Here is a 22,626-nt window from a genome sequence, read left to right as displayed (position 1 = left end):
TTAGCGCAGGGCCAGGGCGATGAGGCCGGCCGCGCCGACGGCGATGCGCCACCAGCCGAAGGCGCCGAGGCCGCGCTTCTGCACGAAGTCCAGCATGTAGCGCACGACGATCAGGCCGGAGACGAAGGAGACCGCGAAGCCCAGGGCGATCACCTCGCCCTGGTGCAGGTCGATGGAGCCGCGGTTCTTGTAGAAGTCGTAGGCGAAGGCGCCGACCATCGTCGGGATGGCCAGGAAGAACGAGAATTCCGTGGCCGCGCGCTTGTCCATGCCCATCATCACCCCGCCGACGATGGTGGCGCCCGAGCGCGACACGCCGGGGATCATCGCCAGGCACTGGACGAGGCCGACGCCGAAGGCCGTGACCAGCGGGGTCTTCATCGCGTCGTGATGGCGCGGCGCGGGCGACCAGCGGTCGATGACCAAGAGGATCGCCCCGCCGATGATCAGCGACCAGCAGATCAGCCGGGGGCTTTCGAACAGCACCTGCTTGATGATGTCGTGCAGGGCGAAGCCGATCACCACCGCCGGCGCGAAGGCCACCAGCACCGAGATGGCGAAGCGGCGGGCCGCCGGGTCGGTCGGCAGGCCGATCAGGACGTTCCACAGCCGGTGGAAGTAGAGCGCCACGACCCCCAGGATCGCGCCGAGCTGGATGAGCACGGCGAAGGTGTCCCAGAAGCCGTCTGGCAGGCCCATGAAGGTCTTGGCGAGCAGCAGGTGGCCCGTCGAGGAGACCGGGATGAACTCCGTCAGCCCTTCGATCACCCCGAGGATGACGGCGTAGCCCCAGTCCGACATGACGGCCCCTTCGACCAGATTTTCCAGGCCAGCAAAGGACTTGCTCATGGTAAAAAAGCAGTTCATCCCATTTCTGGACTAAATATGCTCAGCGATCGAGCGACGCGCCGTCGATTTGCGCGGATCGACTCTTCTATAGTCCTAAAACTAGACCATACACTTTTCCACAGGCCGCCGTTCAGGTACAGGCGAGCGCGCCCGAAGGCGGGCGAAGGAGGCGGCCATGGCCGAACGCATGCTGAAGTTCACGACGACGCCGAAGGCGACGCCGGCCAAGCGCGCGGCCGAGACGCGCAGCCACGACTTCCACGAAATCTACGCCGACTTCATCGACGCCAAGGCCGCCGAGCAGGCGAGCCGCTGCTCGCAGTGCGGCATCCCGTTCTGTCAGACCCATTGTCCGCTGCACAACAACATCCCCGACTGGCTGCGGATGACCGCCGAGGGCCGGCTGGAGGAAGCCTACGAGCTGTCACAGGCCACCAACTCCATGCCCGAGGTGTGCGGCCGCATCTGCCCGCAGGACCGCCTGTGCGAGGGCTCGTGCACCATCGAACAGTCGGGCCACGGCACGGTGACGATCGGCGCGGTCGAGCGCTATCTCACCGACAAGGCCTGGGAGATGGGCTGGGTCGCCCCGCTGAAGCCCGGCCCGGCGCGGGGCAGGTCCGTGGGCGTGGTCGGCGCGGGCCCGGCGGGCCTGGCCGCCGCCGAGCGGCTGCGCGAGGCCGGCTACGCGGTGACCGTCTACGACCGCCACGACCGCGCCGGCGGCCTGCTGATCTACGGCATCCCCAGCTTCAAGCTGGAGAAGGAGGTGGTGGATCGGCGCACCCGGCGCCTGGCCGAAGGCGGGGTGGAGTTCCGCCTGAACTTCGAGGTGGGGCGCGACGCCACCCTGGACGAGTTGCGCGAGCGCCATGACGCGGTGCTGCTGGCCGTCGGCGTCTACGCCGCGCGCGACCTGACCGCGCCGGGCGCCGGCTCGGCCGGCGTGACGGCCGCGCTGGACTACCTGATCGCCTCCAACCGCAAGGGCCTGGGCGACACGGTTCCCGAGTTCGACAGCGGCGCGCTGAACGCCGAGGGCCGCGACGTGGTGGTGATCGGCGGCGGCGACACCGCCATGGACTGCGTGCGCACCGCCGTGCGCCAGGGGGCGACCTCGGTCGCCTGCCTCTACCGCCGCGACCGGGCCAACATGCCGGGCTCGGTGCGCGAGGTGGCCCACGCCGAGGAAGAGGGCGTGGTGTTCGAGTGGCTGGCCGCCCCCCGCGCGGTGAGCGGCGACGCCGGCCGGGCCACGGGGGTGCGCGCCGCGCGCATGCGCCTGGGCGCGCCCGATCCTTCCGGCCGGCAGACGCCCGAGGAGGTGGAGGGCGCCGACTTCGAGCTGCCCGCCAGCCTGGTGATCAAGGCCCTGGGCTTCGACCCGGAGAACCTGCCCGAGGCGTTCGCCGCGCCGGACCTGGCCGTGACCCGCTGGGGCACGGTGAAGGCCGACCTGCGCAGCATGATGACCTCGATCCCGGGCGTCTTCGCCGCCGGCGACATCGTGCGCGGCGCCTCGCTGGTGGTCTGGGCCATCCGCGACGGCCGCGACGCCGCCGACGCCATCCACGCCTACCTGTCCCAGCCCGCGCTGGCCGCGGCGGAGTAAGACCGATGACCGACCACCACCCCCTGGGGGAAACCGACAGGTACCTGCAGAACCGCCAGCGCCTGATCGACGCCCACGCCTACAGCCCGGCCGACGAGCGCGACGCCTGCGGCGTGGGCCTGGTGTGCGCCATCGACGGCCAGCCGCGCCGCGAGGTGGTGGAGCTGGCCATCCGCGCGCTGAAGGCGGTGTGGCACCGCGGCGCGGTGGACGCCGACGGCAAGACCGGCGACGGCGCGGGCGTGCTCGTGTCGGTGCCGCAGGACTTCTTCGCCGACCAGATCGCCCGCATCGGCCACAAGCTGCGCCCGGGCCCGATCACCGTGGGCCAGGTGTTCCTGCCGCGCAACGACCTGGGCGGCCAGGAAGCGGCCCGCACCATCGTCGAGGCCGAGGCCCTGAGGTTCGGCTTCTACATCTACGGCTGGCGCCAGGTGCCGGTGGACACCTCGGTGATCGGCGAGAAGGCCAACGCCACCCGGCCCGAGATCGAGCAGATCATGCTCTCCCCGCCCCCCGGCCTGGAGGGCGAGGCGCTGGAGCGCGCGCTCTACCTGTGCCGCAAGCGCATCGAAAAGCGCGTGGCCGCCGCCGGCATCCTGCAGTTCTACATCTGCTCGTTGTCGGCCCGCTCGCTGATCTACAAGGGCATGTTCCTGGCCCAGCACATCGACGCCTTCTATCCGGACCTGACCGACGAGCGCTTCGCCGCGGCCGTGGCGATCTTCCACCAGCGCTATTCGACCAACACCTTCCCCGAGTGGCGCCTGGCCCAGCCCTTCCGGATGCTCGCCCACAACGGCGAGATCAACACCAAGAAGGGCAACGTCAACTGGATGAAGAGCCACGAGATCCGCATGGCCGCCGACGCGTTCGGCGACCTTGGGGACGACGTGAAGCCGGTGATCGCCGACCCGCACGGCTCCGACTCCATGGCGCTCGACAACACCTTCGAGGTGCTGGTGCGCGCCGGCCGCGACGCGCCGATGGCCAAGACCCTGCTGATCCCCGAGGCGTGGAACGCGCGCCCCGACGACCAGCTCAAGCCCGAGCACCGGGCGCTCTACGCCTACTGCAACGCGGTGATGGAGCCGTGGGACGGGCCGGCGGCGATCTGCGCCACGGACGGCCGCTGGGTGGTGGCCGGCAAGGACAGGAACGGCCTGCGCCCCCTGCGGGTGACCTACACCGACGACGGTCTTCTGATCATGGGCTCGGAGGCCGGCATGTGCCGGGTCGAGGAAAGCCGCATCGTCCGCAAGGCGCACATCTCGCCCGGGCGGATGCTGGCCGTCGACCTCACCGAGGGCCGGCTCTACGGCGAGGACGAGATCATCGACCGGCTGGCCGCCCAGCACCCCTATGACCGGTGGCTGGGCAACATGGTCGACCTGGACGGCGAGATCGTCTGGGGGCCGGAGCCGCGCGCCTACGGCCGCGAGGAGCTGACCCGCAGGCAGGTGGCCGCCGGCCTGAGCCTGGAGGACCTGGAGCTGATCCTCGCGCCCATCGTGGAGGACGGCAAGGAGGCCGTGGGCTCGATGGGCGACGACGCGCCGCTGGCGGTGCTGTCGGACCGCTACCGGCCGCTGTCGCACTTCTTCCGGCAGAACTTCAGCCAGGTGACCAACCCGCCGATCGACTCGCTGCGCGAGACCGCGGTGATGAGCCTGAAGACCCGGTTCAAGAACCTCGGCAACATCCTGGCCCAGGACGAGGCGCAGACCGACGTCTTCGTCATGGAAAGCCCGGTGCTGACCAACGGGATGTACCACCGCATCCTGGGCGTGATCGGCGAGAAGAACGTCGCCGTCATCGACTGCACCATGCCGATCCCGGCGCCGGAATCGCGGCCGGGCGACGCGCTGCGCGCCAACCTGGACCGCATCCGCGCCGAGGCCGAGGACGCGGCGCTGCGCGGCTGCGCCACCATCGTGCTGACCGACGAGGGCTCGGGGCCCGAGCGCGTGGGCCTGCCGATGATCCTGGCCGTGGGCGGGGTGCATTCCTGGCTCGTGTCCAAGGGGCTGCGCTCCTACGTGTCGCTGATCGTGCGCTCGGCCGAGTGCCTGGACACCCACTATTTCGCCGTGCTGATCGGCTGCGGCGCGACGGCGGTGAACGCCTATCTCGCCCAGGAAAGCTTCCACGACCGGCTCGAGCGGGGCCTGACGGGCGAGCTCGGCCTGCGCGAGCTGTGCCTGAACTTCAAGCACGCCATCGAGGGCGGGCTTTTGAAGATCATCGCCAAGATGGGCATCTCGGTGATCTCGTCCTACCGGGGCGGGCTCAACTTCGAGGCGGTGGGCCTGTCGCGGGCGCTGGTGGCCGAGTTCTTCCCCGGCATGCCCTCGCGCATCTCCGGCATCGGCCTGGCCGGCATCGAGGCCAAGACCGTGGAGCTGCATCGCAAGGCCTGGGGAACGCCCGCCGTGACCCTGCCGGTGGGCGGCTTCTACAAGGCCCGCCGTTCGGGCGAGAGCCACGCCTTCGAGGCGCGCATGGTGCACACCCTGCAGCGGGCCTGCGACACCGGCGACTACGAGATCTACAAGCGCTTCTCCGCCGGCATGCGCACCCTGCCGCAGATCCAGCTTCGCGACCTCCTGGACTGGCGCGTCGCCGACAAGGCGGTCGACGTCGACGAGGTCGAGAGCGTCAACGAGATCAGGAAGCGCTTCGTCACGCCGGGCATGAGCCTGGGCGCCCTGTCGCCCGAGGCGCACGGGGTCCTGAACATCGCCATGAACCGCATCGGGGCCAAGAGCGTCTCCGGCGAGGGCGGCGAGGACCGGGCGCGCTACAAGCCCCTGCCCAACGGCGACAACCCCAACTCGGCGGTCAAGCAGATCGCCTCGGGCCGGTTCGGCGTCACCGCCGAATACCTGAACCAGTGCCGCGAGATCGAGATCAAGGTGAGCCAGGGCGCCAAGCCCGGCGAGGGCGGGCAACTGCCCGGCTTCAAGGTGACCGAGCTGATCGCCAAGCTGCGCCACGCCACCCCCGGCGTGATGCTGATCAGCCCGCCGCCGCACCACGACATCTATTCGATCGAGGACCTGGCCCAGCTCATCTACGACCTGAAGCAGATCAACCCGGACGCGCGGGTCTGCGTGAAGCTGGTGGCCATGACCGGCATCGGCGCGATCGCCGCGGGCGTGGCCAAGGCCAAGGCCGACGTGATCCTGATCTCGGGCAATGTGGGCGGCACCGGCGCCTCGCCGCAGACCTCGATCAAGTACGCGGGCGGGCCCTGGGAGATGGGCCTTTCCGAGGCCAACCAGGTGCTGACCCTGAACAACCTGCGCCACTCCGTGCGGCTGCGGGCCGACGGCGGCATGCGCACCGGCCGCGACGTAGTGATCGCCGCCATGCTGGGCGCCGAGGAGTTCGGCATTGGCACGGCCAGCCTGATCGCCATGGGCTGCATCATGGTGCGCCAGTGCCACTCCAACACCTGCCCGGTCGGGGTCTGCACCCAGGACGAGGCGCTGCGCGGCAAGTTCACCGGCAGCCCGGAGAAGGTGGTGAACCTGTTCACCTTCATCGCCGAGGAGGTGCGCGAGATCCTGGCGTCGCTGGGCGTGCGCTCGCTGCAGGAGATCGTCGGGCGCACCGACCTTCTGATGCAGGTCTCCCGCGGCGGCGAGCACCTGGACGACCTGGACCTGAACCCGCTGCTGGTGAAGGCCGACCCCGGCGCCAACAAGCCCTACTGCACGGTTCAGGGCCGCAACGAGGTGCCCGACACCCTGGACGCCCAGATCGTGCGCGACGCCGCCCCTCTCCTGGAGCGGGGCGAGAAGATGCAGCTCACCTACACGGTGCAGAACACGGCCCGGGCGATCGGGGCGCGCACCTCCTCGCTGATCGTGCGCCGCTTCGGCATGGAGGGGCTCGCTCCCGGCCACCTGACGATCCGGCTGAAGGGCTCGGCGGGCCAGAGCCTGGGCGCCTTCGCCGTGCAGGGCCTGCGCCTGGAGCTGATCGGCGAGGCCAACGACTACGTGGGCAAGGGCCTGTCGGGGGCGAGCATCGTCATCCGTCCCTCGCCGCACCTGGCCGCGCCGGAGACCAACGCCATCATCGGCAACACCGTGCTCTACGGGGCGACCTCGGGCCGGCTGTTCGCCGCGGGCCTGGCCGGCGAGCGCTTCGGCGTGCGCAATTCCGGCGCGACGGCGGTGGTGGAGGGCTGCGGCGCCAACGGGCTGGAGTACATGACCGGCGGCATGGCGGTGATCCTGGGGCCGGTGGGCTTCAACTTCGCGGCCGGCATGACCGGCGGCATGGCCTTCGTGCTGGACCTCAACGACCGGCTGCCGACCATGCTCAACCCCGACAGCGTGGTGATCCAGCGGGTGGCGACCGAGCATTGGGACGGGGTGCTGCGCGCCCTGGTGGAGGAGCACGCCCGCGAGACCGGCTCGGGCCTGGCCCAGAGCCTCCTGCGCGACTGGGGCCGCTTCGCCGGACGCTTCTGGCAGGTGATCCCCAAGGAGATGCTCCACCGCATCGACCAGCCGCTGGCCGAGGAGGAGACGGTGCACCACCGGGCGTGATCCCTCCCGCCGTCACCCTCCGGTCGGCTAAAGCCGATCCGGGGGACCCAAGCTGAGCCGCCGCATGGGTCGCCCGATCAAGTCGGGCGATGACGGTCGAGGCGAAGGCGTTCCAGGCGCCGCCTAGCCCGGCTCCGGCCCGGTGTAGCGCGCCCTGGGCCGGATGAGCTGGCCGGTCTGGCCCTGCTCCATGGCGTGGGCGATCCAGCCGGCGCAGCGGGCCACGGCGAACAGGGCGAAGGGCGCGTCGCGTGGCAGCTCCAGGGTCTCGGCCAGGGCCACCAGGGCGAAGTCCACATTGGCAGCCATGCCGGTGTGGGAGAGCACCGCCGTGCGCAGGTCCTGCAAGTCGCTGGACAGGGACAGACGGTCGATCAGCGCCTCGGCCCGGGGATCGCCCTCCGGATAGAGCTGGTGGCCGAAGCCGGGGATCACCCGGTCCTCGGCCAGGCGCGCGGCGATGGCGGCGGCGGGCCCGATCTCGGCCGCCTCGGCCAAGAGGCCCCGCACGGCGGCCGTCGCCCCTCCGTGGCGCGGACCGGACAGGGCCGCCAGGCCCGCCAGCGCCGAGGCCGCCAGCGAGGCGCCGGTGGAGGCCGCCACCCGCGCTGCGAAGGTCGAGGCGTTAAGCTCGTGGTCGGCCAGGAGCACCAGCGCGCGGCGGATCAGGTCCGAGGCGCGGCCGGCGGCGTGGTGGCCCCAGGCCGAGGCCAGCCGGTCGTGGATCGCCCCGCCGCCGACCTGGCCCGCCACGGCGTCGGCCAGCACGTCCAGCAGGGTCGCCGCCTCCACCGCCAGCGCCAGGGGATGGCGGCCCCGCGCCGGCGGGTCCTGCCCCGCGCGGGCGGCGAGGGCCGCGAAGGCGCGCGCGCGCATGTCGGCGGCCTGCGGCGGGACAGGCCGCTCGGTGCGCTTCAGCGCCGCCCCGTCGCCGCCGCGCAGCAGGCGCGCGACACCTTCCAGCGTCTCGGTTCCCGACAGCGCCACCGCGTCGCGGCCCCGGTAGTAGAGCCGCCCGCCGACCACGGTGGTGATCGCCGAGTCCAGCACCGGCTCGCCCCAGGCGATCGCGCCCGCCGCCACGTCGGCCGCCTTGCGCCCGCGGGCCTTGCGCTCGTTGAGGGCGGCGACGTCGGCGGCGCGATAGAGGCTGCGCCGCGGGTCCTCCGGGTCGGGCCGCACGCGCAGCCGCCCGCGGCTGACATAGGCGTAGAGCGTCTGGGGCCGCACGCCCAGGCGCTCGCGCGCCGCCTCCGCCGTGATCCAGTCCGCCATGGCTTATATATTGATCATGTTGATCAAGATTGACTGAGGTAGTCTGCCGACAGACATGGCGCCTGACAAGTCGTTTTGGAGGCGCATCCCATGTCCGAAGCTCAGATCTCCGACGGACTCGAACACGTCGTCGCCGCCGCCACGGTGCTTTCCGAGGTGGACGGCCAGGCCGGCCGCCTGATCATCCGCGGCCGCTCGCTGGACGACCTGGCCGGCCGCACCCGCTTCGAGGAGGCGGTCCACCTCTTGTTCGACGGCTTCTTCGACGACCTGCCGGCCGACCTGACGCGCCCGCTGGGCGAGGCGCGGGCCGAGGTGTTCGCCGGGGTCGCGTCGATCGACGCGCGGCTGCTGGAGCTGTCGCCGATCGAGGCTATGCGGGCGCTGACGGCGCGCCTGGCCGACGGCGACGACCTGGCCACGGCGCTTCGGCTGATCGCCGCCCCTGCCGTCTTCACCGCCGCCGTCGTCCGCGCCCAGGCCGGCGAGGCGCCGGTGGCGCCGGACCCCAGGCTCGGCCACTCCGCCGACATCCTGCGCATGCTGCGCGGCCGCCCGGCCGGCCCCGGCCAGGCCGAGGCGCTGGATACGTATCTCGTCACCGTCTGCGACCACGGGCTGAACGCCTCGACCTTCGCCGCCCGCGTGGTGGCCTCCACCCGCGCCGGCCTGACCTCGGCGGTGCTGGCCGGGATCAGCGCCCTGAAGGGGCCGCTGCACGGCGGCGCGCCGGGCCCGGTGATCGACATGCTCGACGGCATCGGAACGCCGGAAAACGCGCGGGCCTGGCTGGAGGCGGCGCTGGCCCGCGGCGACCGGCTGATGGGCTTCGGCCACCGGGTCTATCGGGTGCGCGACCCCCGCGCCGGCGCGCTGAAGGGCGCGGTGCGGCGGCTGACCGAGGGCTCCAACGCCGCGCCGGGACGGCTGGCCTTCGCCGAGGCCGTGGAGGCCGCGGCCCTGGCGATCCTGAAGGAGAAGAAGCCCGACCGCGCGCTGGACACCAATGTGGAGTTCTACACGGCGCTCTTGCTGGAGGCGCTGGCCTTCCCGCCGTCCACCTTCACCTGCGTCTTCGCCATGGGCCGCGTGGCCGGATGGGTCGCCCACGCCCGCGAGCAACTGGCTGGCGGCCGGCTGATCCGCCCGCAGTCGCGCTACGTGGGCCCCGAGCCGCGCCAGGCCGCCTGAGGGCCCGAGCGCCCGGGGGCCTGCGAGTCATTCGCGCTTCGGGCGAGCCCTGGGCGGCGGTAAACAGCGCTCCATGACGTCAGCCGCCCCGGGCCTTTCGCCCGCCGAATCCGCCGCCCTGACCCGCCGCGTGACCCTGATGTCGGTGGCGACGGCGCTCGTGCTGGTGATCATCAAGCTCGCCGCCTGGATGGCCTCGAGCTCGGTGGCCCTGCTCGCCTCGATGGCGGACTCCGGCCTCGACCTGATCGCCTCGCTGGTGACCTTCTTCGCGGTGCGCTACGCGGCGGCCCCGCCCGACGCCGAGCACCGCTTCGGCCACGGCAAGGCCGAAGCCTTCGCCAGCCTGATGCAGGGCGGCCTGGTGTTCGCCTCCGCCGCCCTGATCGGCCAGGAGGCCATCCGCCACCTGTTCGAGCCGCACCCGCTGGAGGCGGAAGGCTGGGCCATCGCGGTGATGGCCGTCTCCACGGTGCTCACCGCCTTCCTGATCACCGCCCAGACCCAGGTGCTGCGCAAGACCTCCTCGGTGGCCGTCTCCGGCGACCGCGCCCACTACGCCACGGACCTGGCGTCCAACATCATCGCCCTGGTGGGCATCGCCGCGGCGGCCATGATGGGGCTGAACGGGGTGGACGCCGTGGCCGCCCTGGCGGTGGCCGCGCTCCTGCTCTGGGGCGCGATCGGCGTGTTCCGCGAGGCCTCCAACCAGCTCATGGACCGCGAACTGCCGGAAGAAGCGCGCGCAAGGATCGTCGAGCTGATCACCAAGGACGGCTCGCTCACCGACGTGCACCAGCTGCGCACCCGCGCCTCGGGCCCCTACATCCACATCCAGATGCACGTGGACCTCGACCCGGACCTGACGCTGGACGCGGCCCACGCGGCCATCGTCAAGGCCGAGAAGCGGGTGCTGGAAGCCTTCCCCTCGGCCGACATCCTGATCCACGCCGACCCGCGCGGCCGGGCCGAGCCCCACGGGGGCGCTTTCGCCGAGACCCGGCCGGCGTCGTAAACGGGGTCTTAAATACGCCTTAAGGGATTGAGCGCTTTAAGAGAGTCCGATCTCTCGCGATCCCGTCATGAGTGTAGAACGCACCCTCATCCACTTCCCCCTGGATCCCGCCTCGCGCCAGGTTCGCCTCGCGCTCGGTGAAAAACGCCTGCCGTTCAAGGAGGTGTCCGTCCGCTATTGGGAGCGCCCCAAGGAGTTCGTGGCGCTGAATCCCTCCGGCCTCACGCCCGTGCTGGTGGAGGAGGCGAACGGACGCCGCCTGGTCGTCTGCGAAAGCCGCGCCGTGCTCGACCACCTGGAGGAGCAGCACCCGGAGCCGCCGCTGCTCGGCCGCGAGCCGGAGGAGCGCGCCGAGGCGCGACGCCTGCTGCAATGGTTCGACCGCAAGTTCGACTACGAGGTCGGCGGCTATCTGCTGCACGAGAAGATGGAAAAGCGCCTGCTGGGCTTGGGCGCGCCGGACCTGGCCAACCTGCGCCAGGGGCGCGAGGCGCTGCGCGCGCACCTGGTCTACATGGAGAGCTTGCTGGCCGCGCGCGAATGGCTGGCGGGCCGGCGCCTGAGCCTGGCCGACTTCGCCGGCGCCGCGCACCTGTCGGTGATCGACTATTTCGGCGACGTGCCCTGGCGCGACTTCTCCTCGGTGAAAACGTGGTACGTGAAGCTGAAGTCCAGGCCCTGCTTCAGGCCGCTTCTGGCCGACCGCTGGCCGGGCCTGGCGCCCGCCGGCCACTATGACGACCTCGACTTCTGAGCTTAAGGCCAAGACCCGCGAAGAGCTGATCCGCGAGGAGGCGCTCAGCCTGGGCTTTTCCGTCTGCGGCTTCGCCGACGCCCGCGCGCCCTGGCCGGCGGCGGGCCGGCTGGCGCAGTTCGTCGAGGCCGGCCGCCAGGGCGAGATGGCCTGGATGGCCGAGACCCTGGAGCGCCGCGGCCATCCCGCCGCCATGTGGGCCGACGCCCGCTCGGCCATCGTGCTCGGCGTCAACTACGGCCCCGAGACCGATCCCATGGCCGGCCTCGCCCACCGCGAGCGCGGGGTGATCTCGGCCTACGCCCAGGGCGACGACTATCACGACCTGATCAAGCCGCGGCTGAAGGCCCTGGCCCGCTGGCTGCAGGCGAGCTTCGGCGGCGAGCTGAAGGTGTTCGTCGACACCGCGCCCTTGATGGAGAAGCCGCTGGCCGAGCGCGCGGGCCTGGGCTGGCAGGGCAAGCACACCAACCTGGTCAGCCGCCAGTTCGGCTCCTGGCTGTTCCTGGGCTCGATCCTGACGGTGCTGGACCTGACGCCCGACGAGGCGGCGACGGAGAGCTGCGGCTCCTGCCACGCGTGCCTGGACGTCTGCCCGACCAGCGCCTTCCCCGCGCCGTTCCAGCTCGATGCGCGCCGCTGCATCTCATACCTGACCATCGAGCTGAAGGGGCCGATCCCGGCCGAGTTCCGCCCGGCGCTGGGCAACCGCATCTACGGCTGCGACGACTGCCTGGCGGTCTGCCCGTGGAACAAGTTCGCCCAGGCCGGACGCGAAGCCAGGCTCGCCGCCCGCGAGGCGCTGAAGGCGCCGGCGCTGGAAGACCTGGCCGGCCTGGACGATGCGGCCTTCCGCGCCCTCTTCGCCAAGAGCCCGGTCAAGCGTATCGGCCGCGACCGGTTCGTGCGCAACGTGCTCTACGCGCTCGGCAACTCCGGCGATCCGGCGCTGATGGCGGCGGTCGAGCCGCGGCTGGGCGATCCCTCGCCCCTGGTGCGGGGCGCGGCGGCCTGGGCGGCGGGACGGCTGCTGGCCGCGGCGGCGTTCGGCCGGCTGCGGGAGGCGCGGCTCGCCGCGGAGACCGACGAGGCCGTGCGCGCGGAGTGGACCTCGGCGGCTGGCTCAGCAGCTCAACCCTAGACCCGTCATGGCCGGGCTCGTCCCGGCCATCCAACCCCCGCCGCAGCCGCGGCGAGGCGTCGGGCTGGATCCCCGGGACGCGCCCGGGGATGACGGACGTCGCAAGGAACTCAGCCCACCACCACCGCAAGGCTGTCGGCCGGGACGATGAGCCTCCAGTCGCCGCGGGACAGCACCGCGTGTGCGGGCGGCAGGTCGCGTCCCGGCCGGCTCTTCGGCCCCAGGTCGAGCCACTGGTACTGCGCCGGGCCGTAGCTCCAGACGTCCGCGCGGCCGTGCAGCGGATGAGCCCCGCGCCGGGGCGTGCGCACCGCCACGTCCACCACCGCGTCCTGCGTCGCGCTGCGGTTGAGGATCAGGAGGCCGAGCTTTCCGTCCGGCCTGCGAACCGCGTAGGCCTTGACCGCCTCGCCGAGCGAACCCTTGGCCTCGGCGACGTAGAGCCGGTGGAGCGCATCGCCCGGCGCCAGCCAGTCCTGGGTCAGCAGGCGGGCGGTGTAGAAGCTCGGCATCGGCTGGGCGGCCTGGCCCTGGGCGCCGGCCATGAACAGCATCATGTTGCCATAGCCCGCGCAGGGCTGGTGCTGGTTGACCGGCGTGTTGGGCCCGTAGCCGAACATGTAGGCGCCCGCCCCGCCCTCGGTCAGGAACTGGCCGACGATGTTGGCCATCAACAGGGCGCTCGGCATTTCCGACATCGCGCGGCCAGAGTAGGCGGAAAATCCGTACTCGGAGATCAGCCAGGGAATCGCGCGCGGCACGCCCTCGTCCGCCAGCCGGGCCATGAGCCGGTCCATCAGGTGGTTCTGGTCCAGCAGCCGCGCGTGGATGTCGCCGCAGATGTCGTCGAACGGATAGTGCTCGAAGGAGAAGAAGCCGAGGTCGGCCAGGCGGCCACGGCTTTTCAGGTAGCCGATGAAACGGCTGTTCCAGGACTTGTCCGGATCGGGGTCCATCCAGGTGTCGGTGAGCGCGCTCTGCAGGCTGGGGCCGCCGAAGACGAGCTCCGGCGCCTCGCCGCGCAGCCGGTCCAGCGTCTCCAGATAGAGCGCGCCGTAGTCGGCGGCCTCGCCGTACTGGCCGTCCGGCTCCTCGCCCAGCTCGACCCGCTCCAGCGGATAGCCGCGGCGCTTCAGGTAGCGGATCTCGGCGGCGGCATTGTCTGGCGTGTCGAACAGCACGCCGACCGGGACCATGATCGGCCGGCCGTTCCCGAGGCCGCCGCGGAACACCCGGTCCAGACCCGCCTGCTCCAGGTCCGGATCGCGGTCGATCGCCCGGTGCCAGGGGTCGGTGGAGGAGACGTGGGTGAAGGTCTGGGCGGTGTGCGAGGGCGCGTGACGCACCAGGTCGTGCAGCGCGCCGTCGGCCGAAAGCGTCCCGAAGGCGACTTCGCCCACCGCATAGCCCAGCCGGTCGCGCACGTCGGTGGAGCCGGCCGGCGCGGTTCCCGAGCCCCTTGTCATCAGTATACGGACGAACTGCGCGACGACGGGTTTTGGCGACAGGCGCAGCAGGGCCGAGCCGCCATGACCGTCCTCCACCACGCCGCCGGGGAAGTCGGCCCAGCGGCCGGCGGGGTCGTATTCGTCGGCGCCGGTCCAGTACTGCACGCGATAGGCCGTGGCGTAGGGTTCGGCCCAGTCGATCCTGGCCGCGTCGATCAGCGAGGGTGCGTCCAGGCGGGCGACCAGCCATTGCGGATGCGGCGCCGGGTCGCCGGTGAAGCGCCGGTCGAGGTAGGGGTTGGACTTCCAGAAGGTGGCCGGATCGCCGTCGGTCAGGCGCGAGTAGTCGGCGTTGTTGGCGTTGTCGATCGTGTCGCCGCGCCGGGGCAGGTGGTAGCCGTGCGACAGCATGATCGGCGCGCCAAGCGCGTCGCTGGAGGTCCAGTAGCCCTGCTGACGGGCCGGATCGCTCCAGCTTCCCGCCTCGTTCCAGTGCCAGGCCTCGATCCCGAGCTCGGTGCGCAGGCGGTAGGTGAGCGAGGCGAGCCCCGCCGAGCGCATCGCCGAAATGTTGTGGTCGGTGAGGAGCCGGTCGATGTCGCCGGCCTGGGCGCCGTCGATCCCCGCGCCGAGGGCCCGGTCGGGCCGGAACTCGCCGCGCCGGCCCGCGTCCGTCAGGTCGACCGTCACCGTCATAGGCGTAGGCGTAGGCGTCGGCCGCGCCGCCCCGACACCCAGCGGCAGCAGCGCCAGGCTGAGGAGCACGACGGCGACGCGGGAGCGGACCATGCCGCTCAACTATCAGCCGGCCGGCGCGAACGCGAGGCCGCAGAACCGCCTCAGGCGGCCCTGTCCCTGAGCAGCATGTAGGCGGCCAGCAGCGGCAGGATCAGCGCCAGGGCGGTCAGGGCGACGGTGACGCCCACGGCGATGCCCAGGGCCACCGGAATCGCCGGCGGCAGGCCGACGAGCCCGGCCAGGGCGGCCATCACCGCCCCGCCGAAATGGCCGCCGAACAGGAAGCCGGGGAACCAGGCCAGCAGGAAGCCGATCGCCAGGGTGATCCAGACCAGGATCTCGGCGAAGCGGAACCGCGGCGCGCGGCCGGCGACGAACCGCCGCGTGACGACGATGGCCAGGGCCAGGCTCGCCAGGGTGCCGAAGGCGGCCGCGCCGGAGGTGATCAGGTGGGGGTCCATGTCGCTATCCTAGAAGGCGGCGGGCGCCATGTCCTTCAGCCGGGGCAGGATCTTGTCCTTGTCGGAAAGCACCGCGTCCCCGGCGCCGACGCCCCAGTCGATGGCCAGGTCCGGATCGTTCCACAGGACGCCGCCCTCGGTCTGCGGCGCGTAGAGGCCGTCGACCTTGTAGAAGAGCATGGTGTCGTCCACGCGGGTGGCGTAGCCGTGGGCGAAGCCGCGGGGCACGAAGAGCTGTTCGCCGCCCTCGGCCGTGAGCTCGGCCGACACCCACTGGCCGAAGGTCGCCGAGCCGGGCCGCACGTCCACCGCCACGTCCAGGATCGCGCCCTTGAGCACGCGCACCAGCTTGGCCTGGGGATGCGGAGCCTGCTGGAAGTGCAGGCCGCGCACCGTGCCGGCCTTGGCGTTGAAGGCTTGGTTGTCCTGCACGAAGTCGGCGTCGACCCCGGCTTCGGCCAGGGTCTTGCGGCTCCAGGTCTCGGAGAACCACCCGCGCGCATCGCCATGGCGCTTGGGCGTGATAAGCAGGACCTCGGGCAGGGCGAGCGGAACGATCGTCGTCATGGCCTTCGTCAAAGTAATTGGAACAGCCCTCCGCATGGACGAGCCGGGAGACGAAAACAAGGCCGAGACGCCCGCCGCAAGCGTGGTGATCGTCGCCTACAACAGCGCGGACACCCTGAACGCCTGCGTCGAACGGCTGATGGCGCAGACCTTCGCCAACTTCGAACTGATCCTGGTGGACAACGCCTCGCCGCAGGGCGAGGCGCAGACGGTCGCCGCCGCGCACCCCCAGGCCCGGCTGATCGAGAACGGCGCCAACCTGGGCTTCGCCGCCGCAGTGAACATCGGCGCCAAGGCCGCGCGGGGCCGCTGGCTGGTGCTGCTGAACCCCGACGCCTTCCCCGCGCCGGACTGGCTGGAGGCGCTGCTGCGCGCGGCGCGGCGGCGGTCCGACTACCGCTCCTTCACCTCGCGCCAGCTGATGGACGACGATCCTTCCGTGCTGGACGGCCTGGGCGACGTGATGAGCGGGCCGTGCATCCCCTATCGCGGCGGCTACATGACGCCCGATCCGAAGAACACGCCCGAGGGCGAGGTCTTCTCGCCCTGCGGCGGGGCGATGATGATCGAGACGCGCCTCTTCCAGGACCTGGGCGGCTTCGACGAGACCTTCTTCTGCTACTGCGAGGACGTGGACCTGGGCTACCGCCTGCAGCTCGCCGGGGAATCGACCCTGATCGTGCCGGACGCGGTGGTGCGCCACGTGGGCTCGGCCTCGTCCGGCGGCCCCAAGTCGGACTTCGCGGTGTTCCACGGCACGCGCAACCGCTTCTGGGTGCTGGTGAAGGACACGCCGGCGCTGCTCCTGCCGCTGGTCCTGCCGCTGCACGTGCTGGCCGTGGCGCTGATCGCCACGCGGCGGGCCAACAAGGACCGCGCCCCGGCCATGTGGCGCGGGCTGAAGGCGGGCGTAAAGGGACTGCCGCAGGTGCTGCGCACCCGGCGCGCGGTTCAGGCGGCGCGGCGCGCCTCGACCTGGACCGTGGCCCGCGCCATGACCTGGAACCCCGCCGACCTGCGCGGCCGCCGCCCCGTCATCCGTCCGTTGAAGCCCAATCGACCAGGCGAGCCATGAAGGCCGCGCCGCGCTCCATCTGCGAGCGCTCGACGAACTCGTTGGGCTGGTGGGCCTGGTCGATGGAGCCCGGCCCGCAGATCACCGTGGAGAAGCCGGCCTCCTGGAACTGCCCAGCCTCGGCGGCGTAGCCCACCACCCGCTGGGGGCCGTTGTCGCCGGCCATGCGGCGGGCGAACGCCTCGGCCGCACCGTCGGCCTCGGGGGCGAAGGCGGGCGTGCTGGAGCGGCGGATCACCTGGACGCCGGCCTCGGGGAAGCGCGCCTCCAGCGCCATGTCCATCGCCTTGGCCTCGGCGAAGAAGCCCGCGAGCACGCCGTCGGGCGACAGGCCCGGCGGGCAGCGCAGGTCGAAATAGAAGACGCATTCGCGGGCCAGGATGTTCACCGCCGTGCCGCCGTTGACCATGCCGATGGTCAAGGTGGCGTGCTTGGGGGTGAACAGCGAGTCCGGGTCGGCCTTGCGCTCGAGCTGGACGGCCAGGTCCGACAGGCTTCCCATCAGCCTGACCGCCTGCATCACCGCCGAGACGCCGAGCTGGGTCTGGCTGGAATGGGCCTCGTGGCCGGTGACGACCACCTTGAAGGTGGAGATGCCTTTGTGGCCGCTGACCGCCTCCATGTTGGAGGGCTCGCCCACCACCACCAGCGCCGGGCGCGGCAGCTCGGCGGCGATCAGCTTGATCATGTCCGGCGCGCCCAGGCAGCCCACCTCCTCGTCGTAGGAGAAGGCCAGGTGCACCGGCTGGCGCGCGCCCTTGGCCACCAGGTCCGGCACGGCGGCCAGCGCCAGGGCCAGGAAGCCCTTCATGTCGCAGGTCCCGCGGCCGTAGATGCGCCCGTCGTCCTTGGGGGTCAGCTTGAAGGGGTCGGTGACCCAGGGCTGGCCCTCCACCGGCACCACGTCGGTATGGCCGGACAGCACCACCCCGCCCTCGATCGCCGGGCCGATGGTGGCCATCAGGTTGGACTTAGTTCCCTCGGCGTTGGGCACCCGGCGCGAGGCCACGCCGTAACTCGCCAGATAGGCCTCGACCCACTCGATGAGGGCCAGGTTGGACAGGTGCGAGGTGGTGTCGAACGCCACCAGCCGCTCGAGGATCTCGATCGCGCGCGGCGCGAGCGTTTCTGCGGAAGACATGGGCGGACCCTACGCGCTGGACAAAGGCCGGGGAAGCGCGGCCGGCCGGCGGGCGGGCGATTGCGCGCCCGGCAGGCGGCCTAGCGGTCTTCCAGCCAGTCGGCCGAGCGCATTTCCTGCAGGCGCGAGGCCGTGCGCTCGAACTCGAAGGCGCCGTCGCCCTCGGGATAGAGCTTCACCGGCTCGGCGGCGGCCAGGACGATGAGCTTGGTGCGGGCCTCATAGAGGGCGTCGATCAGGGTGACGAAGCGGCGCGCCTCCTCCCGCCGGGCCGGGTTCATGGCCGGCACGCCCTCCAGGAAGACGGTGTGGAACCGGTCGGCAACGGCGAGATAGTCGTTGGGGCCGAGCGCCACCGAGCACAGGCTGGCGAAGCTGGCGCGCAGGAAGCCGCCCACGGCGTGCGGCAGGTGCACCTTGCGGCCCAGCACCTCCAGGGTCTCGCCGATCTCGTCCTCGCCGTCGAGCATGTCGCGCCACAGCCCCTCGAACTGGCGCTCATTGTCCGGGTCGATCGGCGAGAACCAGACCCCCGCCGCCCGCAGGCGGTCCAGGCGATAGTCGTGCTGGCCGGCCACGCTGACGATGTCGGTGTTGACCTTCAGGAGGGTGATGAAGGGCAGGAAGAGCTGGCGGTTCAGCCCGTCCTTGTAGAGGTCGTCGGGCGCGCGGTTGGAAGTCGCCACCAGGGTGACGCCGCGGGCGAACAGCGCCTCGAACAGCCGGCCCAGGATCATGGCGTCGGCGATGTCGGTGACCTGGAACTCGTCGAAGCAGAGCAGCCGCCCCTCGGCCGCCACCACGTCGGCGACCGGCGGGATCGGGTCGTCGCCCTTGGCCTGGCCGAAGCGGGCCTTGCGCGCGGCCGCGTCGCCCTTGCGCCAGGCGTCGATCAGGCGGTGGATCTCGCCCATGAAGACGTGGAAGTGCGTGCGCCGCTTCTTCTCCACGGCCACGGTCTCGAAGAACAGGTCCATCAGCATGGACTTGCCGCGCCCCACCGGACCCCACAGGTAGACGCCGCGCTGGCTCTGCGGCTTGCGGAACCGCGCCAGGAGCCCGCCGCCGTTGTCGCCGGCCAGGTCGGTCTCAAGCCGCACCAGGGCCTCCAGGGCCTTGGCCTGGATCGGATCGGGTCGGATGTGGCCGGCCGCGAGGGCTTCGGCGTAGGCGGTCTGGAGCGGGGAGGACATCGCCCCGCCCCCTAGCGCGGGATCGCGCCGATCACAACGCGCGAAGCGTCGCCGTGGCTACTGCGCCGGCTGCGTGGCCCAGTTGTCGGCGCAGTTGCCGCCGATCGTCTCGCCGGCGAAGGCCTTCTTCACGAACGGGGTGGAATCGCCCAGCGAGCCGTTCACGGCGCCGGAGTGGTCCAGGCCCTCGTACTCATGGGCCTCGATGCGCGCGCCGGCGGCGCAGGCCGAGCGGATCAGCGCCTGCTGCATCGGCGGCGGCACGTCCTTGTCCAGGGCGCCGGTGCCCATGAACACCGGGGCCGCGGGAGCCAGGGTGGCGTAGCCCATCAGGCCGAACACCGCGTTCAGCTTCTCGGTCGGGTCCTTGATGAAGCTGTTCTCGTAGGTCAGGCCGTCGTCGACGACCGCCTCCTCCACCCCCTGCAGGCAGCCGGTCGCGCCGAGCTTGACCGCGGGCATGGCCTTGTCGCTGACGTAGTCGGCGAACTGGAACGACGGGTCGGTCTGCCTGATCAGGTAGAGCATCAGGAGCACGTAGCCGAAGGTGGCCTGCGGCTTGTCGCGCCCGGCCGCCGTGACCGCCTGGAAGATCCTGGGCGTCACCCAGGGCGTGCCGGTGGCCACCGTGCCGCGGACGTCCAGCTCCGGCGCGTAGGTCGAGGCGTAGCCGGCGGTGGCGAAGGCCGCGCCGCCGCCCTGCGACTGGCCGACGATCACCACCTCCTTGGACAGGCCGAAATCGCCGTGCTGCACGGCGCGCACGCTGTCCAGCACGCTGTAGGCCGCCGGCCGCGAGGCCATGTAGGGGTGCCCGCCGGGCGTGCCCAGGCCCTGGTAGTCGGAGGCGACCACGGCGTAGCCCTGGGCCAGCCAGTGGTTGAGGTAGTTGATGTCGCGCTGCGAGCGGCCGGCGAAGGAGGGCGCGCAGACATCGGCCACGCCCACCGTGCCGTGCGACCAGGCCATCAGCGGCCAGCCGCCGGCCGGCGGGGCGCCCTTGGGCAGGAACAGGGCCCCGGACACCGGCGTGGGCGTCTTGCCGTCAATGCCGTTGGTGGACGCGTAGAGGATGCGCACGCCCCTGGCGGCGTTGGCCAGCACCAGCTCGGCCGGCAGGGGCTCGGTGCGCAGCATGGCCCCCGGCGTGGCCGGAACCGCCTCGGTCCACTGGTAGAAGGCCGGAACCCCGCCATCGCCCTGGGCCGGGTCCAGCTGCGCCGCGCAGGCCAGCGTCGGCGCCAGCATCGCGGCCACGGCCGCGCCCGCCGCCAGGCGTCCCATCAGACCCTTGACCATCTTCCTCCCCCTCGTTTCCTCACGCCGCCAAGGCTCAGTCGGCGAGCCCCAACTCCTTGCGCACGTATTTGTAGGTCTCGCGCCGCTCGCAGGCGCAGGCGCGCATGCGCCCGTCCTTGGTCCACCAGACCAGCAGCGGATAGGCGAAGTTGACCCCGTTCTTCTTCATCAGCGGGCGCAGGTCGTCGACCATCTTGCGGCCGGCCTCGACCACGGCGCTGCGGGCCGCATTGTCGTCCGCCGGGATGATGCCGCCGGCCTTCCAGGCCTCGATGGGGGTGGCGTCCCAGTCCTCGGCGAGCTTCCAGGAGCGGTTCACCCACAGCTCGGCCACGGTGGAGCGCTCCTCCGGCGTGGACTTGGACACGCCGTTGTAGTCACGCCGCGCCACCTCGATCACGCGGGTGTCGACGCCGGCCTTGTGCAGGTCGGGGAACTGCTCGGTCTTGAAGCGGATGCAGTCCGGGCAGGAGCGGAAGCTGACCATGTAGAGCTTGGGTCCGGCCAGCCCCGGGGAGACCCAGCCGGCCTCCTCCAGGATCTTGGCGATCTCGGCCTGGTCCCTGTGGATGGTGTGCGGGCGCCAACGCAGGTCGAAGTTCCACACCGCCCACAAGGCGCCGCCCAGCAGCACGGCGAACAGGCCCAGCATCACCCACAGGCGCACGTTCTTCATCGCGGCTTCCCCAGGAGCCCCCGGCTCAGCTCATCGTCGGGATGACGAAAGCGGAGTCGGCGACGTCGCCCTCCGGCCAGCGGGCGGTGACCGTCTTGACCTTGGTCCAGAAGCGCAGGCCCTCCATGCCGTGCTGGTTGGCGTCGCCGAAGGCGCTGCGCTTCCAGCCGCCGAAGCTGTGGTAGGCCACCGGCACCGGGATCGGCACGTTGATGCCGACCATGCCGACGTTGACCTTCTGGGCGAACTCGCGGGCGGCCCGGCCGTTGCGGGTGAAGATCGCCACCCCGTTGCCATACTGGTGCTTGGAGGGCAGCGCGACGGCCTCCTCGAAGCTGTCGGCGCGCACGATCTGCAGGACCGGCCCGAAGATCTCGTCCTGGTAGGTCTTCATGTCGGTGGTGACCTTGTCGAACAGGGTCGGGCCGACGAAGAAGCCGTCCTCGTAGCCCTGCAGCGAAAAGCCCCGCCCGTCGACCACCAGTTCGGCGCCCTCGTCGACGCCGGTCTGGATGTAGCCCTCGATCTTGGCCTTGTGCGCGGCGGTCACCACCGGGCCGTACTGCGCGGCCGGATCGCTGGACAGGCCCACCTTCAGGGTCTCGATCTCGGCCAGGAGCTTGCCGCGCAGGGCCTCGGCGGTGCCCTTGCCCACCGGCACGGTCACCGGCAAGGCCATGCAGCGCTCGCCGGCCGAGCCGTAGGCCGCGCCGATGATGTCCTTCACCGCCTGGTCCAGGTCGGCGTCGGGCAGGATGATCCCGTGGTTCTTGGCGCCGCCCATGGCCTGCACGCGCTTTCCGTGCGCCGCGCCGGTCCGGTAGACGTAGTGGGCGATGTCGGAGGAGCCGACGAAGCTCACCGCCGAGATCTCCGGGTGCTCGAGGATGGCGTCCACCGCCGCCTTGTCGCCGTGCACCACGTTGAGCACGCCGGTCACGTCGATGCCGACGTCGGCGCCGGCCTCCATGAACAGCTCGCCCAGCCGCACCGGCACGCTCGGGTCGCGCTCGGAGGGCTTCAGGATGAAGGTGTTGCCCACCGCGATCGCCACGCCGAACATCCACATCGGGATCATCGCCGGGAAGTTGAACGGGGTGATGCCGGCGACCACGCCCAAGGGCTGGCGCATGGAATAGACGTCGATGCCAGGGCCCGCGCCCTCGGTGTATTCGCCCTTCAGCGCATGCGGGATGCCGCAGGCGAACTCCACCACCTCGAGGCCGCGCTGCACGTCGCCCTTGGAGTCGGCCACGACCTTGCCGTGCTCGCTCGACAAGAGCTCTGCCAGCTCCTGCATGCGCGCTTCCACCAGGCGCTTGAAAGCGAACATCACCCGCGCCCGGCGCTGCGGATTCACCGCCGCCCAGGCCGGCTGCGCCTTCAGGGCCGCGAGCACCGCGGCGTCCACCTCGCCGGCGTCAGCCAGACCGACGCGCGCCTGCACCTGGCCGGTGTTGGGATCGAACACGTCCCCGAAACGCCCCGTGCGGCTCTCGACCGAAGCCCCGGCGATGTAGTGATTGATGGTGCGCATGACTGGTGATCCTGGCTTGACGCAGGGGTTGGTGTGTAGGTCGTGGGCCCCGGCTTGACCAGCCCCGCGGGCGCGGGCCGAAAAGGATTTCT

General features: G+C 71.3%; 17 protein-coding genes. 7 read left to right on the top strand and 10 right to left on the bottom strand.

What is annotated here, in order from left to right; translation table 11 throughout:
* Positions 1–801, bottom strand: coding sequence for an undecaprenyl-diphosphate phosphatase (locus ACE3TA_RS16200; protein ID WP_374575468.1), 801 nt, complete (start codon positions 799–801; stop codon positions 1–3).
* A gap of 223 nt (positions 802–1,024) precedes the next feature.
* On the opposite strand from ACE3TA_RS16200, the gene ACE3TA_RS16195 reads away from it, so the two are divergent.
* Together ACE3TA_RS16195 and gltB are read left to right on the top strand one after the other, a co-directional pair.
* Entirely contained in the window at positions 1,025–2,461 is a 1,437-nt protein-coding gene (locus ACE3TA_RS16195) for an NAD(P)-dependent oxidoreductase (protein ID WP_374575332.1), read from the top strand.
* Positions 2,462–2,466: 5 nt separating this feature from the next.
* Entirely contained in the window at positions 2,467–7,023 is a 4,557-nt protein-coding gene (gene gltB, locus ACE3TA_RS16190; RefSeq protein ID WP_374575331.1) for a glutamate synthase large subunit, read from the top strand.
* Between the two features lie 123 nt (positions 7,024–7,146).
* On the opposite strand, the gene ACE3TA_RS16185 is transcribed toward gltB, so the two are convergent.
* Positions 7,147–8,298, bottom strand: coding sequence for a citrate/2-methylcitrate synthase (locus tag ACE3TA_RS16185; protein ID WP_374575330.1), 1,152 nt, complete (start codon positions 8,296–8,298; stop codon positions 7,147–7,149).
* 105 nt (positions 8,299–8,403) lie between these two features.
* Here ACE3TA_RS16185 and ACE3TA_RS16180 point away from each other — a divergent pair, with 105 nt between their 5' ends.
* The 4 genes from ACE3TA_RS16180 to queG all read left to right on the top strand — a co-directional run bounded on the left by ACE3TA_RS16180 (position 8,404) and on the right by queG (position 12,399).
* Positions 8,404–9,489, top strand: a complete 1,086-nt coding sequence (locus ACE3TA_RS16180; RefSeq protein ID WP_374575467.1) for a citrate synthase/methylcitrate synthase — start codon at positions 8,404–8,406, stop codon at positions 9,487–9,489.
* A gap of 73 nt (positions 9,490–9,562) precedes the next feature.
* On the top strand, positions 9,563–10,504 hold the full coding sequence (locus ACE3TA_RS16175) for a cation diffusion facilitator family transporter (protein WP_374575329.1): 942 nt from the start codon (positions 9,563–9,565) through the stop codon (positions 10,502–10,504).
* A 67-nt stretch (positions 10,505–10,571) separates the two neighbouring features.
* Positions 10,572–11,258 carry a glutathione S-transferase family protein gene (locus tag ACE3TA_RS16170; protein ID WP_374575328.1) on the top strand — a complete coding sequence of 229 codons (687 nt, stop codon included), beginning with the start codon at positions 10,572–10,574 and terminating at the stop codon, positions 11,256–11,258.
* The gene (queG, locus tag ACE3TA_RS16165; RefSeq protein ID WP_374575327.1) at positions 11,239–12,399 is read left to right on the top strand and encodes a tRNA epoxyqueuosine(34) reductase QueG; all 1,161 of its coding nucleotides are present in this window, start codon (positions 11,239–11,241) and stop codon (positions 12,397–12,399) included. The genes ACE3TA_RS16170 and queG overlap by 20 nt, the downstream gene beginning before the upstream one ends.
* A 110-nt stretch (positions 12,400–12,509) precedes the next feature.
* Here queG and ACE3TA_RS16160 read toward each other — a convergent pair whose 3' ends face one another.
* From ACE3TA_RS16160 to rfbC, 3 genes are read right to left on the bottom strand one after another with little or no spacing between them, the layout of a single operon-like run.
* Positions 12,510–14,636, bottom strand: a complete 2,127-nt coding sequence (locus ACE3TA_RS16160; protein WP_374575326.1) for a discoidin domain-containing protein — start codon at positions 14,634–14,636, stop codon at positions 12,510–12,512.
* Positions 14,637–14,686: 50 nt separating this feature from the next.
* A complete protein-coding gene (locus ACE3TA_RS16155) occupies positions 14,687–15,046 on the bottom strand; it encodes a hypothetical protein (RefSeq protein ID WP_374575325.1) in 360 nt (119 codons plus the stop codon).
* A gap of 9 nt (positions 15,047–15,055) precedes the next feature.
* Positions 15,056–15,613, bottom strand: a complete 558-nt coding sequence (gene rfbC, locus ACE3TA_RS16150) for a dTDP-4-dehydrorhamnose 3,5-epimerase (RefSeq protein WP_374575324.1) — start codon at positions 15,611–15,613, stop codon at positions 15,056–15,058.
* A 34-nt stretch (positions 15,614–15,647) separates the two neighbouring features.
* Between rfbC and ACE3TA_RS16145 the strand changes: the two genes are divergently transcribed.
* Positions 15,648–16,688, top strand: a complete 1,041-nt coding sequence (locus ACE3TA_RS16145) for a glycosyltransferase family 2 protein (RefSeq protein WP_374575323.1) — start codon at positions 15,648–15,650, stop codon at positions 16,686–16,688.
* On the opposite strand, the gene argE is transcribed toward ACE3TA_RS16145, so the two are convergent.
* The 5 genes from argE to ACE3TA_RS16120 all read right to left on the bottom strand — a co-directional run bounded on the left by argE (position 16,648) and on the right by ACE3TA_RS16120 (position 22,534).
* A complete protein-coding gene (gene argE / locus ACE3TA_RS16140; protein WP_374575322.1) occupies positions 16,648–17,829 on the bottom strand; it encodes an acetylornithine deacetylase in 1,182 nt (393 codons plus the stop codon). The genes ACE3TA_RS16145 and argE overlap by 41 nt on opposite strands.
* Before the next feature lie 80 nt (positions 17,830–17,909).
* A complete protein-coding gene (gene zapE / locus ACE3TA_RS16135; protein WP_374575321.1) occupies positions 17,910–19,022 on the bottom strand; it encodes a cell division protein ZapE in 1,113 nt (370 codons plus the stop codon).
* 57 nt (positions 19,023–19,079) lie between these two features.
* Complete coding sequence (locus tag ACE3TA_RS16130; RefSeq protein ID WP_374575320.1) at positions 19,080–20,321, bottom strand: lipase family protein; 1,242 nt, start codon at positions 20,319–20,321, stop codon at positions 19,080–19,082.
* Positions 20,322–20,355: 34 nt separating this feature from the next.
* Complete coding sequence (locus ACE3TA_RS16125) at positions 20,356–20,997, bottom strand: hypothetical protein (RefSeq protein ID WP_374575319.1); 642 nt, start codon at positions 20,995–20,997, stop codon at positions 20,356–20,358.
* A 25-nt stretch (positions 20,998–21,022) separates the two neighbouring features.
* The gene (locus tag ACE3TA_RS16120) at positions 21,023–22,534 is read right to left on the bottom strand and encodes a CoA-acylating methylmalonate-semialdehyde dehydrogenase (RefSeq protein WP_374575318.1); all 1,512 of its coding nucleotides are present in this window, start codon (positions 22,532–22,534) and stop codon (positions 21,023–21,025) included.
* Between the last annotated feature and the right edge of the window lie 92 nt (positions 22,535–22,626).

It is taken from the genome of Phenylobacterium sp. (assembly GCF_041916435.1).
Taxonomy (GTDB): domain Bacteria; phylum Pseudomonadota; class Alphaproteobacteria; order Caulobacterales; family Caulobacteraceae; genus Phenylobacterium.
Note: the sequence above shows the minus strand (reverse complement) of the source record. Positions and strands in the feature narration are given on the sequence as shown.